At 67.9% G+C, this 14,106-nt stretch carries 13 protein-coding genes; 6 read left to right on the plus strand and 7 right to left on the minus strand.

Annotation, left to right across the window (positions count from 1 at the left end; translation table 11 throughout):
• Window position 1 precedes the first annotated feature (1 nt).
• The gene (locus ACRCUN_RS27085) at window positions 2-1,486 is read left to right on the plus strand and encodes an AMP-binding protein (protein ID WP_462144708.1); all 1,485 of its coding nucleotides are present in this window, start codon (window positions 2-4) and stop codon (window positions 1,484-1,486) included.
• On the opposite strand, the gene ACRCUN_RS27090 is transcribed toward ACRCUN_RS27085, so the two are convergent.
• On the minus strand, window positions 1,449-2,567 hold the full coding sequence (locus ACRCUN_RS27090; RefSeq protein ID WP_462144798.1) for an acyltransferase family protein: 1,119 nt from the start codon (window positions 2,565-2,567) through the stop codon (window positions 1,449-1,451). The two genes, ACRCUN_RS27085 and ACRCUN_RS27090, sit on opposite strands and share 38 nt — an antisense overlap.
• 216 nt (window positions 2,568-2,783) lie before the next feature.
• Here ACRCUN_RS27090 and ACRCUN_RS27095 point away from each other — a divergent pair, with 216 nt between their 5' ends.
• Both ACRCUN_RS27095 and ACRCUN_RS27100 read left to right on the plus strand, forming a co-directional pair.
• On the plus strand, window positions 2,784-3,980 hold the full coding sequence (locus ACRCUN_RS27095; RefSeq protein WP_462144709.1) for a cell envelope lipid trafficking protein PgfA: 1,197 nt from the start codon (window positions 2,784-2,786) through the stop codon (window positions 3,978-3,980).
• 17 nt (window positions 3,981-3,997) lie between these two features.
• On the plus strand, window positions 3,998-5,677 hold the full coding sequence (locus ACRCUN_RS27100; RefSeq protein WP_462144799.1) for an MmpA family trehalose lipid delivery protein: 1,680 nt from the start codon (window positions 3,998-4,000) through the stop codon (window positions 5,675-5,677).
• Between the two features lie 593 nt (window positions 5,678-6,270).
• On the opposite strand, the gene ACRCUN_RS27105 is transcribed toward ACRCUN_RS27100, so the two are convergent.
• Complete coding sequence (locus ACRCUN_RS27105) at window positions 6,271-7,431, minus strand: glycosyltransferase family 4 protein (protein WP_462144710.1); 1,161 nt, start codon at window positions 7,429-7,431, stop codon at window positions 6,271-6,273.
• A gap of 33 nt (window positions 7,432-7,464) precedes the next feature.
• Between ACRCUN_RS27105 and ACRCUN_RS27110 the strand changes: the two genes are divergently transcribed.
• From ACRCUN_RS27110 to ACRCUN_RS27120, 3 genes are all read left to right on the plus strand, one after another.
• Window positions 7,465-8,229, plus strand: coding sequence for a class I SAM-dependent methyltransferase (locus tag ACRCUN_RS27110; protein WP_462144711.1), 765 nt, complete (start codon window positions 7,465-7,467; stop codon window positions 8,227-8,229).
• Between the two features lie 55 nt (window positions 8,230-8,284).
• A complete protein-coding gene (locus ACRCUN_RS27115) occupies window positions 8,285-9,760 on the plus strand; it encodes an aldehyde dehydrogenase (protein WP_462144712.1) in 1,476 nt (491 codons plus the stop codon).
• Between the two features lie 102 nt (window positions 9,761-9,862).
• The gene (locus tag ACRCUN_RS27120) at window positions 9,863-10,063 is read left to right on the plus strand and encodes a hypothetical protein (RefSeq protein ID WP_462144713.1); all 201 of its coding nucleotides are present in this window, start codon (window positions 9,863-9,865) and stop codon (window positions 10,061-10,063) included.
• Between the two features lie 52 nt (window positions 10,064-10,115).
• Here the strand turns inward: ACRCUN_RS27120 and ACRCUN_RS27125 are convergent, their stop codons facing one another.
• The 5 genes from ACRCUN_RS27125 to ACRCUN_RS27145 form a co-directional block, all read right to left on the minus strand.
• Window positions 10,116-10,781, minus strand: coding sequence for a response regulator transcription factor (locus ACRCUN_RS27125; protein ID WP_462144714.1), 666 nt, complete (start codon window positions 10,779-10,781; stop codon window positions 10,116-10,118).
• Window positions 10,766-12,160 carry a sensor histidine kinase gene (locus ACRCUN_RS27130; protein WP_462144715.1) on the minus strand — a complete coding sequence of 465 codons (1,395 nt, stop codon included), beginning with the start codon at window positions 12,158-12,160 and terminating at the stop codon, window positions 10,766-10,768. Before ACRCUN_RS27130 ends, ACRCUN_RS27125 begins: the two co-directional genes overlap by 16 nt.
• A 151-nt stretch (window positions 12,161-12,311) precedes the next feature.
• Window positions 12,312-12,608 carry a hypothetical protein gene (locus ACRCUN_RS27135; RefSeq protein WP_462144716.1) on the minus strand — a complete coding sequence of 99 codons (297 nt, stop codon included), beginning with the start codon at window positions 12,606-12,608 and terminating at the stop codon, window positions 12,312-12,314.
• A 61-nt stretch (window positions 12,609-12,669) separates the two neighbouring features.
• Entirely contained in the window at window positions 12,670-13,194 is a 525-nt protein-coding gene (locus ACRCUN_RS27140) for a dihydrofolate reductase family protein (protein WP_462144717.1), read from the minus strand.
• Window positions 13,194-14,102, minus strand: a complete 909-nt coding sequence (locus ACRCUN_RS27145) for a helix-turn-helix domain-containing protein (RefSeq protein ID WP_462144800.1) — start codon at window positions 14,100-14,102, stop codon at window positions 13,194-13,196. The genes ACRCUN_RS27140 and ACRCUN_RS27145 overlap by 1 nt, the downstream gene beginning before the upstream one ends.
• Window positions 14,103-14,106: the final 4 nt, after the last annotated feature.

Below are 14,106 nucleotides of genomic sequence, written 5' to 3' on the forward strand. Positions count from 1 at the left end.
CATGTCGGAGCTCGTGCCGCCCATCGGCACCCAGACCGCGCGGCTGGCCGCAGCGGACCCCGACCGGCCTGCGGTGACCTGTGCGGGCCGCACCATCACCCGCGGCGAACTCGACCGTTCGACCAACCGGCTGGCCCGCGCCTACGCCGAATTCGGGGTGAAACAGGGCGATTACGTGACGATCTGCCTGCCCAACTCGATTGAATGGGTTCAGGCCGTGCTCGCCACATGGAAGCTCGGTGCGATACCTCAGCCGCTTTCGCCGCGGCTGCCCGACGCGGAGTTCGCCGGGATCCTCGCGTTGCGGCCGCGGGCGCTCGTCGTCGGCCGCGACGCCGGCGAGACCCCTTGGGTACCGGACGATTTCGTGGCGGCTCCGGTGCTGTCGGACGGGCCACTGCCGGAGGCGGTTTCACCGACGTGGAAGTCGATGGCCTCGGGCGGTAGCACCGGGCGGCCCAAGCTGATCGAGGCTGGCAACGACAGCCGCGTGCCTGCCCTGATCGGATTTCCGCTCGGTGCACAGGATGACGACGTCACCCTCATGTCGGTGCCGATGAGCCACAACACCGGATTCACCACGTTCGCGATCGCGCTGCTGATGGGCCAGCATCTCGTGCTCATGCCGCGATTCGAGCCCGCTGAGTTCCTGCGCCTGATCACTGAACACCGGGTCACGTTCCTGACCACTGTGCCCACAATCATGCAGCGTGCACTCGCGGAGTACCGGGCGGATCCGAATGCCTATGACCTGTCGTCGATTCGGCGGTTCTGGCACGTCGGTGCGCCATGTCCGCCCGCGGTCAAAGAGGCTTGGATCGACCTGCTCGGTCCGGAGGCGTTGTGGGAACTGTACGGCGGCACCGAACTTCAGGCGCTGACATTCATCTCGGGTGAGCAATGGCTCGCGCACCCCGGATCGGTCGGAACCGTGGTGGCCGGGGAGATGAAAGTGCTCGACGACGACGGCAACGAATGCCCGCCGGGCGTGACCGGCGAGATCTACATGCGGCCGGGGCCGGACAGTGCCCCGACCTACCGCTACGTGGGCACCACCGCGAAGAGCCGCGACGGCTGGGATTCGTTGGGCGATCTCGGTTATTACGTCGACGACGGTTCCGAGCGGTACTTCTACCTCAACGACCGCCGGGTCGACATGTTCACCGTCGGTGGCCGCAACGTCTACCCGGCCGAAATCGAAGCCGCCCTGGCCGCGCATCCCGACGTCCTGTCCTGCCTCGTCGTCGGCGTGCCCCACGAGGATCTGGGCCAGGTCCCCTACGCCCTCGTGCAGAAGACCCACACCTCAGACCTGGATACCAATGCGGTGCGGGTGTTTCTGCGCGAAGCGATCTCGAGCTACAAGGTGCCGGTCATGGTCGAGTTCGTCGACGCGCCACTGCGCGACGACGCGGGCAAGGCCAGGCGCTCGGCCGTGCGCGACGACGTCATCGCGCGGCTGGCGCAGGCTCCGGCTCAGAAGTGATCGAACTGTCCAACGGCGGGACGGGCTGCTTGCGCCGGTACTCCCACCTACGCAGCGCCTCGCGGCACGGTGATTCCACCAGGGCGTAGCTCACCGCCGCGAGCGCGAACCCGAACACCGTCGTCAACACCAGGATCACCAGCATGCGGCCGTTGAACAGGAACTCGCCGAGCATCGGGAACACCATCGCCAGCGCGGCGAGGTGCCAGACGAACAGCCCGTAGGACCAACGCCCCAGCGTGACCATGACCGGGCTGCCCAGAATCCGGTGTGGAGTGTCGGGATGATCGAGCACGAGCGGGGCGAGCAGTGCGCCCGCGACCACAGCACCCATCGCGGTCTTCAGCGTCACCTGGCCAACCGAGCCCGGATGCAAGCCCTCCAGACCGGCCAGCGGCGAGGCCGCGATGCCGAACGCCACCGCCGCGATGACGGCCATCAACACGCGGCGCCGGGCCAGGCGGTGCACCCAGCCGAACGGGCTCACGGTCAACTCGGCCAGCACCATGCCCGCGGCGAACCACGAGAAGAACGCGGGCGGCCAGTTCCACGGGTTCATCCCGGTGGTCCCGTCGAACGGGATGCGTACCCACAACAAGCTCAGCGCGGCGACGGCGATGATCACGCCGATGCGGGCCCGCACCGGCAGCCGGCGCGCGAACAAGGCCAGCAGTGGCAGCACAAGGTAGAAGCTGACCTCGACCGACAGGCTCCACATCTGGGTCAGGCCGGCAGTAAGGGTCAACGGCACGTAGATCTGCGTGAGGGTCAGATTGGCCAGCCACACCGTCAGGTCGGCCTTGGCCTCGGGAAGCAGAAGCAGGATCACCACGACCGCCACCACGTAACCGGGCATGATGCGCACGATGCGAGACCGCAGGTAGTGGCCGGTCGGCGGGCGTTCGCGCAGTCCGCGGGCGGCGGCGGCGTGGCCGCGCCACAGCAGGAAGCCCGACAATGCGAAGAACACCGCGACCGCCAGGTCGAAGCGACCGAAGATGCGGCCCGTGATGCCACCGGTGTGACCGGTCTGAAAGGCCACGTGAGTGAGCACGACGCCCATCGCCGCGCAGGCGCGCATGCCTTCGACCGCCGGCAGGAAACTGCGCGTGCCGCCGACCGTCGACTCTCCGGTGGTCACGGCGACCAGTGTGCCGGGCCGGTCGCACCCACGCCAAACTGCGGGTTAACGCACACGGCCGGATGCCGTCGTAGTAAGTAATGGCCTTAAATAGTGCTGTTAGGGTCGAACGGGTTTGCCTCAGGACGAGTTGGCCCACACCGAAGGAGGCCCGGTTTGAACCGCGCTGTGGCGCTGCGTATCGCGGCATGCGGACTCATGGGGTTGGGTGCTGCCCTGCTGATCGCCGCACTGTTGCTGACGACGTACACCAAGAGCAAAATCGCCAAGATTCCGCTCGACATCGACACCACGCTGGTCAGCGACGGAACCGCAACCGCCTTCGACCCGGCGTCGCTCACCGCTGAGAAGTTCTCGATCGACCGCAATGTGCCGGTCGCGTTGCAGCAGCAGATCAGTGTCGAGGCGCCGTCGAACGCCGAGGTGGTCACACTGCAGGTCGGCAGCTCGCTGCGCCGCACCGACCGCCAGCAGGACAACGGCCTGCTGTTGGCGATGGTCGACACCGTCACGGTGAACCGGAATACGGCTCTCGCGGTGTCCAGCGAGAACAACCCAGGTGGTGCGGTGCAGAAGCCGCGCGCCATCGAGGACGAGAAGCCGCCGACCAACATCGCCCTGCCGCACGAGGGATTGACCTACCGGTTCCCGTTCGACACCGAGAAGAAGACGTACCCGTTCTTCGACCCGATCGCGCAGAAGCCGTTCGACGCGAACTATGACGGCGAGGAAGACGTCAACGGGCTCACCACCTACCGGTTCATCCAGAACGTCGGCTACGACGCCGAAGGCAAACTGGTCGAGCCGGTCAAGTACTCGTCGCTGTACGAGGACGACGCCGATTCGTCGGTGACCGCGCGCGCCGAGATGTGGGGCGTTCCCGGTGAACCGGACGAGTCGATCACCATGGATCGCTTCTACGCCGCGCAACGCACCTTCTGGGTCGACCCGGTGTCGGGCACCATCGTCAAGGCCGAGGAACACGGCTACCAGTACTACGCGCGCGAAGCCCTCAAGCCCGAGGTGACGTACGTCGACTACAAAGTGACCTCGACCGAGGAGACCGTCGAGTCCCAGGTCTCGGCCGCCCAGGACGAGCGGGACCGCGTGGCATTGTGGACCCGGATCCTGCCGATCACGTTCACCGCGCTCGGGCTGATCGCGTTGGTCGGCGGAGCGGTCGTGGGGTCGTTCGCGGTGCGGGCGGAGTCGACGCTGATCGATCCCGGTCTGGACACCGCCGACCACGGGTTCTTCGACACCCAGGGCATCCAGGTACCGGGTGCGGAGGCCAAGACCGAGAAGCTGCCCGCACAGCGGCCGTCTGACCTGCCTCCGGACCGACCGATCTGAGTCGGCGCTCCTGCCTCCTGCCGGCCTATGCGCTGGCACTGTCGTTATTGGTGACGGCCCCGCTGCTGGCACCGGGTTATCTGCTGCTGCGCGACGCGGTGTCGACACCGCGGTCCTTCCTGACCGACGCCGCGCTCGGCTTGTCCGAGGCGGCGCCGCGCGCCGTGCCGCAGGACTTCTTCGTCGCGGTTGCCTCGACCGTCATCGACGGCGGCGTGGTGGTGAAGGCGTTGTTGGTCGCCGGGCTGTGGCTGGCCGGGTGGGGCGCGGCTCGGCTCGTTGCCGTGGCGCTCCCGCAGGCTGGACTCGCAGGCCAGTTCATCGCGGCGACGCTCGCGATCTGGAATCCCTACGTGGCCGAGCGGCTACTGCAGGGCCATTGGAGTCTGCTCGTCGGCTACGGCTGCCTCCCCTGGGTGGCGGCGACCGTGGTGTGGCTGCGGACCGAAGGTTTCACGTGGCATGCGGCGTTCGGGCTGGCCTTCTGGATCGCCCTGGCGGGTTTGACGCCGACCGGGCTGATGATGGCCGCCGCGGTGGCGCTGACGTGCGTTGCAGTACCGGGCGACGGCTGGCGGCGGTGGCGGGTCACGGCGTTTGGGCTCGGTTCGGCTGTGCTGGCCGCGGCGCCGTGGCTGGTGGCCGCAGCGGTCGGGGGTGCGGTTTCGTCGTCGCCCGACCCGGCCGCCGGTGTCCGGGCGTTCGCCGCGCGTGCCGAATCCGGATTGGCCACTCTGGGCAGCCTGGCAAGCCTCGGCGGGATCTGGAACAGCGATGCCGTGCCCGCCTCCCGCGCGGGGCTTTTCGCGGTCGTGGCTGCCGCCGTTCTGCTCACAATCGTCGCGCTCGGGCTTCCGGTCGTCCTACGCAAGCCCGCGGCGGTGCCGTTGCTGGTGCTCGCCGCGGTCGCCGTGCTCGTTCCCGCGGCGATGGCCACCGGACCGGGATTGGCCGTCGCCGAATCCGTGACCCGCGCGGTTCCCGGCCTCGGGATCGTGCGCGACGGGCAGAAGTGGGTCGCGCTCGCGATGCCCGGCTACGTGCTGGCTGCGGCGGCCGCCCCGCAGACATTGCAGCGGCTGCGGGTACCGGCCGGTGCGGCGGCTGCGGTGTGCTGCGCTGCGCTCATCGCGGTGCTGCCCGACCTGGCCTGGGGCGTCGGCGGCAAGGTCACCGCGGTGCACTACCCGGCCGGATGGACTGCCGCGGCCGAGGTGATCAATGCCGATCCCCGACCCGTCGCGGTGTTGCCGCCCGACAGCATGCGGCTGTTCTACTGGGCCGGCGCCGCGCCCGTGCTTGACCCGCTGCCTCGATGGGTGCGGGCCGACGTGCTGACGACCGGCGACCTTGTCATCGGCGGCGAGATCGTGCCCGGCGAGGGAGCCCGAGCCCGCGAGGTTCAAGATCTGCTGCGCACGGGAGCCGACCAACAGACGCTTGCCGACGCCGGCGTCGGCTGGCTCGTGGTCCAAACCAACGGCATCCCTTCCAATTTGCCGTTGCCGGTGGCATACCGCGACGGCGATATCACCGTGCATCGCATCGGCGGCTCGGCACCGACGGTGTCGGGCCGGCCGCTGATGATCGCCGCCCATCTGGTGTGGCTGGGGATTTTGGCGGCGGGCGCGCTCGGCATGGTGATCACGGCGCTGCGAGAGCGGCGCGTTCGCGACGCCGTGACGGCCACCCAGTGAGGTGCCGGCCTGCCCGCCTATGAGCGACAATGTCGCGGAAATCGCCTCGGGTGCAACGTCTTTCACTTGAGCCCCACGGAGTGAGCAACATTGGTTACTCTGACCTCACCGGCCTTATTGGTAACGCAAATTCGGCCGCCCACCTATCAGCGACAATGTCGCTCGCGGCGGTGGTCAGCCGAGATTCTTGCCCGTCACGGTATTCGTTCGGCCTGCGCAACCCCGCCAGTAACGCTGTGGCGGAAAAACGCGCCACGGACCGCCGCAGCGTTACTGGCGCGGTTCTGCTGGGGCGCCGGAAGTTTCGCACCAACGCTAGAACTGCAGTAGCAGGAATCTCCGGCACAAGCGCCGTCATGCAGATCCCCGCGGGCGGGCGGTATCCGTTGCCCGCCTGTTCAGCGACAATGTCGCGCGCAGGCGGGCACGTAACTGCGGAGGCTGATGTTGCGCCAGTCGACTCCTGTAGCCAATCAGCCGAAAACGGGTGTGGCCAGCGGGACAACCGATGCAGCAGAGGCGATTTCCGCGACATTGTCGCTCATAGGCGGGCGCACCCACACCACCGCTCAAGCTCGGCCCGAGAGCCGAGCTCAGACCAGGCCGCTGACGAAGCGCCCGTCGCGAACCGATTCGAGCACGCTGCGCATCGCGTCCGCGCTTTGCGCCCAGGAGAATTCGTCGCTGCGGGTTTGAGCCTTGCTACCCAGCTGCACCCGCAGCACCGGATCGGACAGCAGCTGCCTAAGGCCGGAAACCAGACCGTCGCCGTCATCGACCAACATCCCGGTGACGCCGTCGACGATCGAATCCGTCAAACCGCCCGACGAGCGGTAACCGATGGTCGGCACACCGTGCTGGGCGGCCTCGGTGACGGCCAGCCCCCAGCCTTCTTTGCGGGAGGGCAGCACGTGAACCCAACTCTGCTGCAGCACACGGTGTTTGGTGACATCGTCGACGTGGCCGTGGAAAGTCACGGCGTCGGCGATGCCGAGAAGGTTGGCGTGGTCGACGAGGCGTTCCTGCCACCAGCCGCCACCCAGGATGTCGAGGTGCAGGCCCGGAATGTCGGCCCGCAGCCGCGCCACGGCCTCTAGCGCATCCTCGATCTGCTTGTGCGGCACCAGCCGCGAGAGCACCACGATGCGAGGCGTCTGCGAGCGGGGCAATTCGAGCGTCTGCTCGGGCGCCTCGTCAAGACCGTTGCGCACCACGGCGATACGGCCGGAATCCACGCCGAGCTCGTTGAGATCGCGCGCCGAGGGCAATGACACCGTGACGTACTGATTGCGGCGGTGCAGGCGCGGCGACAACTTCGATTCGACGAACCAGCCCACGCGGCCCATCACCGGCCCGGCCACCGGCCACAGCTCACGGTGGCAGTGGTGCACGAGCACCGCCACGCGGCGGCCGAAGGCCAGCCGAGCAAGGAAGGGCAGGCCGTTCTGGGTGTCGACGACCACGTCGGGCCGCGACCGGCGCAACGGCCCGAGCCCGATGCGGGCCAGCACCATCGCCAGACCGGCCCAGATGTACACCGAGTACGGACCGCCGCCGCGGCTGATCCGCACGCCGTCGACGATTTCTTCGCGGGCCGCCCCCGGATAGCGTGCGGTGCGCAGTGTGACGTTCATACCTTCTTTGGCCCACTGCGCGCCGATGCGCTGCACGTAGGCTTCGCTGCCACCGCCCTGCGGGTGCCCGGTGTCCCGCCAGCACAGCAGCAGGACGGAAGAGATGGGCGCAGCAGACATCGTGTCGAGAGTACCGGCCAGTACGTTAGGCGAGTGAATCCGACCGACCGCTTTGCCCGCCGCGCGACTTTGCGCCGGTCGGTGCGGTTGCTGTCGCAGTTCCGGTTCGAGCAGACCGCACCGGCCCGGTTCTACGGGGCGCTGGCCGACGACACCGTCGGGATGGTGGCCGACCTGTGGGCCGGGGCTACCGGCAACTCCCCGGCTGGTCGCACCGTGCTCGACGTCGGCGGCGGCCCGGGCTACTTCGCGTCGGCCTTCGAGGCCGCGGGCCTGCGGTACATCGGCGTCGAGCCCGATCCGCGTGAAATGCACGCCGGTCCGGCCGGGGAGCGGGGGGCGGGGACCTTTGTGCGGGCGTCCGGGATGGCGCTGCCGTTCGCCGACGCCAGCGTCGACATCTGCCTGTCGTCGAATGTCGCCGAGCATGTGCGGTATCCCTGGCGGCTGGGCAACGAGATGCTGCGGGTGACCCGCCCCGGCGGCCTTGCGGTGTTGTCCTACACGGTGTGGCTCGGCCCGTTCGGCGGTCACGAGATGGGTCTCACCCACTATCTGGGCGGCGCCAGAGCGGCCGATCGCTACGCCCGCAAACACGGCCATCGGCCCAAGAACGACTACGGATCGTCGTTGTTCGCGGTGTCGGCCGCCGACGGCCTGGAGTGGGCGGCGAGCACCGGCTCGCTGATCGCCGCATTTCCCCGCTACCACCCACGATGGGCGTGGTGGATGACGTCGGTGCCGGGCTTTCGCGAGTTCTCGGTGAGCAATCTGGTGCTGGTTCTGCGGCCCCGGTAAACCGGCCAACTGGAACAGGTTCTCGTTTCACCGAAATCTGGGTAGTGTGACGCTCATGACACAGAGTGTGGATGTCGCCAAGACTGATTACGACAAGTTGTTCATCGGCGGCCACTGGGTCGAGCCGTCGACCTCCGAGACCATCGAAGTCTTCTCCCCCGCCACCGGCGAGAAGGTCGGCCAGGTACCGCTGGCCGCCGAGGCAGATGTCAACGCCGCGTGCGCCGCGGCCCGCAAGGCGTTCGACGAGGGCCCGTGGCCGCGGATGTCGCCTGCCGAACGTCAGGCCGTGCTGGCCAAGACCGTCGAGCTGGTCAACGCGCGGGCCGAGGAGTTCAAGCACCTGCTCAAGCTGGAGACCGGCCAGCCACCGACGATCGTCGACATGATGCAGTTCGGCGCGGGTGTCTCGGGCCTGCAGTACTACGCCGGTGCGGCCGACAAGTTCGCGTGGAAGGACATCCGCGACGGCATCTACGGCCAGACCATGGTGCTCAAGGAGCCCATCGGCGTGGTCGGCGCCGTCATCGCGTGGAACGTGCCGTTCTTCCTGGCCTGCAACAAACTCGGCCCGGCGCTGCTCGCGGGCTGCACGGTCGTGCTCAAGCCGGCCGCCGAGACCCCGCTGACCACCAACCTGTTCGCCGAGGTGTTCGCCGAGGCGGGCCTGCCCGAAGGCGTGTTGTCGGTCGTGCCAGGTGGTGTGGAGACCGGCCGCGCCCTGACCAACAACCCCGAGCTGGACAAGTTCACGTTCACCGGGTCGAGCGCGGTCGGCAAGGAGATCGGCAAGATCGCGGCCGAGAAGCTCAAGCCGTGCACGCTCGAGCTCGGCGGGAAGTCCGCCGCGATCATCCTCGAAGACGCCGACCTGGACTCGACACTGCCCATGCTGGTGTTCTCCGGGCTGATGAACAGCGGGCAGGCGTGTGTCGGCCAGACCCGCATCCTGGCGCCCCGGTCACGCTACGACGAGGTCGTCGAGAAGCTCGCGGCCGCGGCCGCCGGGATGCAGGCCGGGCTGCCCGACGACCCGACTTCGATGATCGGCCCGCTGATCAGCGAGAAGCAGCGCGAGCGCGTCGAGGGCTACATCAAGAAAGGCGTCGAGGAAGGTGCCAGGATCGTCACGGGTGGCGGCCGGCCCGAGGGGCTGGATTCGGGCTGGTTCGTGGAGCCGACGGTGTTCGCCGACGTCGACAACTCGATGACCATCGCGCAGGAGGAGATCTTCGGGCCGGTGCTGGCGGTGATCCCTTACGACACCGAGGACGACGCCGTGCGCATCGCCAACGATTCGCCCTACGGCCTGGCCGGCAGCGTGTACACCACCGATTTCGGCAAGGCCATGGAGATCGCCTCGAAGATCCGCACCGGCACGTACGCGGTCAACATGTATGCGTTCGACCCGGGCGCTCCGTTCGGCGGGTACAAGAACTCCGGCATCGGTCGCGAGAACGGCCCGGAGGGCATCGAGGCCTACACCCAGGCCAAGAGCGTCCTGCTGCCCTTCGGCTACACCCCGGAGTAACTCCGCGAGGATGAGAAGGTGCTCATCTTCGGCTCCTGAACGCCTCATGCAGGGCCGTGAGTCTTGTGATGTCGGGAAACCACACACAAGAAGGAGCACCTCATGCAGCGACCGGAGATATGGAAGGTCATGACGGTCGGGCTGGCGTTGACCGGCCTCGGCCTCGTCGGCGCGGGCACCGCGTTCGCCGACAGCACGCCGCCTGCCCCCGTCACGGCCGTCAACGCGACGTTGGCGTTCGACGATGACGACGACTGGGGCGACGACGACTGGTACGGCCACGACGACTGGGATGACGACTGAACGCAGGCCCCGACCGTCGGCGCCCGTCACCTTACTCAGGTGACGGGCGCCGCTACGGCAGGTCCTCGAGCCGATAACCCATCCCGCGCAGGGTGACGAACCGGTCCGTGCCGAGCTTGCGGCGCAGATATCGCACATACACGTCGACGACGTTCGAGCCGGGATCGAAATCGTAGCCCCACACGTGACTGAGCAGCTGTTCGCGGGACAGCACTTGACCGGGGTGGCGCAAAAACGTTTCCACAAGCGCGAATTCGCGCGCAGACAGGTCGACCGTGTCGCCGCCGACGCGGGCCCGGCGGGTCCGCAGATCGAGTTGCAAACCACCGTAAGACAGCACCGTCAGTTCGGCGGCGCGGTTCGACGTCAGCCGCAGGCGCACGCGGGCAAGCAGCTCTTCGAATCGGAACGGCTTGGGCATGTAGTCGTCGGCCCCGCCCTCCAAACCGGCGACGGTGTCCTGCACGCTGTCTCGCGCAGTCAGCACGATCACCGGGATCGGGTTGCGGGCGGCCCGCAGCTTGCGCAGCACACTGAAGCCGTCCATGTCCGGCAAGCCGATGTCGAGGATCATGAGATCGAATCCCCCGGTCACGGCATACTCGTAGGCCGCACCGCCTTCTGCCACCACCGTCACCGCAAAACCGTTGGCGGACAGTCCTTTCTCGATGAACGACGAGATCCGCGGCTCGTCCTCGGCGATCAGGATGCGGGCCATGGCGCCTCCTCCACCAGCGCGGGGATGACAACGGTGAACGTCGCGCCCTGACCGACGACGGTGTCGAGCAGCACCTCACCGCCGTGGGCGACGGCGATGGCTCGCACGATCGAAAGGCCCAGGCCGGCACCGTCGGACCGGCGGCCACCCGCGCTGCCCCGCCCGAACCGCTCGAATATCCGCGATCGATCGGCCTCGTTGACTCCAGGGCCGGTGTCGGAGACCCAGAACCGCAGCCAGCCACCGGACAGTTGAGAGCCGATGCCGATCCGGTCCCCCGGTGTGGTGTATCGGCACGCATTGTCGGCCAACGCGACGAGCGCCTGGGTGATGCGCTGGGGGTCGAGCACCGCAACCACCCGTGCGCACGAGTCGAGCGTGAACTCGCGCTCGCCGAGCCTGCCGACCTTGCCGAACGCGTCGGCGGTGAGCGCACCGACGTCGACTCGTACCGGCTGCAGGAACGCGGGCTGTTCGGCGCGGGCCAACAGCAGGAGGTCGGCGACCATACGGTTCATCCGGTCGAGTTCGTCGTCGACGAGCGCCACGGTCGACTCCACGTCGGCCCGGTCGCCCGGATCGAGTACCTCCAGATGTCCGCGCACGATCGTGATGGGGGTGCGCAACTCGTGGCCGATGTCGTCGATGAATCGCCGCTGTGCCGATACCCCGGCTTCGACCCGGTCGAGCATCCCGTTGACGGTCCCGACGAGGGCGTCCAGCTCATCGCCTTCGCCGCTCGACGGGATACGTTGTGACAGATCGGTTTCCGTGATCGTGCGCGCGGTGTCGACGACATCGCGCAGTGGCCGCAAGATGCGGCCGGCCACCAACCAGGCTGCGCCCGCCGCGCCGAGAACCGTGAGAGCTCCGACGATCAGCATGAGCCGGGCCGCGTCGTCGGCACTGTCTCGCTCGGCATCGCTGAGGTAGGCCGCCACGATCACGCCGTGACCGGGGTCACCGTCGAGCGTGACCGGGATGGCCAGGTAGCGCACGTCGCCGGCCTGAGGATGCGCGTAGTTCCCGTCGGTGGGGGTGGTCAGCGACGCCACCAGGGCGGTGAACTCGGGGTCGCTTGCCAGCACCTCCGGGGTGCCGGGCTCCTGACGGCTCTGCGTGCGATATTCACCGTCGACGTACCCGAGGAACTTCTCGTTGGGCCGCGCGAGGTTATAGGCGATGGCTTCGCGGATCACCTCGTCGACGCTCGCGAACGGCTCACCGGTGCGCGGGTTGACGCCGGGCGCGGTGAGCTCGGTGAACTCGCTGACTTCGAACCGCAGCGCCTCGTCGATCCGCGTGTCGATACCCGAGACCAGCAGCCGCCAGGTCACGAACGTGACGATGCCGAGCGCAGCCAGGACCAACAGCAGCATCCACGCGATGATCCTGGTCCGGGCGGTCGAGGGCAGCAGCCAGCGCAGACGCGAACGCGCTGGGCTGCGGGGCATCGACGACATCCTGGGGTTCGGTGCGGGGTGAAACCCATACTGCCCGGCGGGCGCGTGAACGACGGTATCGCCGGGTTCAGTCATCCCCGTCGTCGTCATCTCCGTCGTCGCCCCAGTCGTCGTCACCGTCGTCATCGCCCCATGAGCCCGCGGGCAGTCCACCCTCGGTGACCGGCGGAGGCGGGGCCGGGACACCTGATGGCTCCGGCGGTGGCGGTGCGGCGGATTCGGCGGTGGCCGGCCGTTGCGGCGCGTGTACGACGATCGGCCCGATCGGCTGTTCCTCCCCGCTCGTGGTCAGCGATACGCCGACGGCCGTCGCGGCCCCGGCGATCGCCAGGGCCGCGATGGGTATCAGGATCGTCGTGCGCACACCGTCAAGCGTGCTTGTGGCGGGTCTCCCGTCGGTGAGACGCACATGAGAACACTCTCATCTAGGCACGCGTCCAGCGGGCACACACGAAGTCGCCGTTGACCGCCGATTCCGCCAACGTCCACTCCGAGCGAATCGGCAACACGCGCGACCCCGCTCCCAGCGAACACGGCGTGTAGCTGACGATCATCTCGTCGATCAGGCCCGCGGCCACGAACTGCGCCGCGATCTGCCCGCCACCGACCACCCAGACGTCCTTGCCCGCCGCCGCCGATATCAGCTTGGGGTGTAGATCGGTGATGTCGCCTTCGAAAACCTGCACCGGATGCCCCGCGACGATGATCTGTGGCCGATGGGTCAGCACCCACGTCGGCTTGTCGTACATCCATTCGTCGGGGTCGTTTTTCACGATCCACTCGTAGGTGGCCGAGCCCATCGCCAGCGCGCCGATGGTCTTGATGAAATCGTCGTAGCCGAACGGTCCGCCCTGGTCGATGTTTCGCGTGATCAGCCAGTCCAGGCTGTCGTTGTCGTCGACGATGTAGCCGTCGAGGCTTGATGCGGTGTAGTAGACGGTCTTGCTCATCAGTCCCTTCTCATCCATTCCAGCGGGTCACCCCGGTGCGTGTCGATGCCGTGGCGCGCGAGCATCGCGCGCGTCAGTCCCCTGCGGTGGGCGGAGTAATTCAGTACGTGCGCGACGATGCCGTACAGCTGAAACGACTCCGGGGGATCGCACAGCGCGTCGATCACCGTATCGGCCAGTCGGCCCGCCGCGGAATGTTCGGAAACCACTGTGGTCCAGCGCTTTCCGATCACCTCGTGATGCGCGGCCAGTTGTTCGGCGGTCGCCTCCGCAGTCGTCGCGCGCGACGGGAAGTCGTGACCCTCGATAGTGGCCAGCCACACTTCTTTCGTCCACACGATCGTGCCGAGGACCGCGGCGACGCTCGGTTCGGGGCCGTCCCAGTCGAGCACCACCTGCCCGGGTGAAATCTCCTGTCGCCATTGCGTTTCGGTGAGCGCCGCGGCCTGTTCGATCAGATACCCGGTGTCGGCGATGTCGTGTACGAGCATGAACTGCGCGATGTCAGGCCCGGAACCGCCGGCGCGGCCGTCACACCACAGCGAGTGCGGCGGGTGGAAGTGCACGCCGTTCGGCGCCGCCAGGCGGAATCCGACGGCGCTCGCACGTGACGGCGGCACCCCGAACGCACGCCGGAACGCCCGCGAGAACACCTCGGCCGACGACCATCCCTCGGCGGCGGCGACCTCGGCGACCCCCTCGCCTTGCCGGAGCCGCCACGCGGCACGTTCCAGCATCACGCGCCTGCGCAACGCGGCGGGCGGTTCACCGGTGAGTCGGCGTACCTCCCGCGAGAAGTGGAATTCCGACGCGTGACTGCTGCGTGCCATCTCACCGACGCCGGCGTTGTCATCGGCCACCACCGCGTCGAGCAACTCCCGCAATCGGTCCCGTCCGTTTGGCTGCACGCTC

It is taken from the genome of Mycobacterium venezuelense, assembly GCF_054919535.1.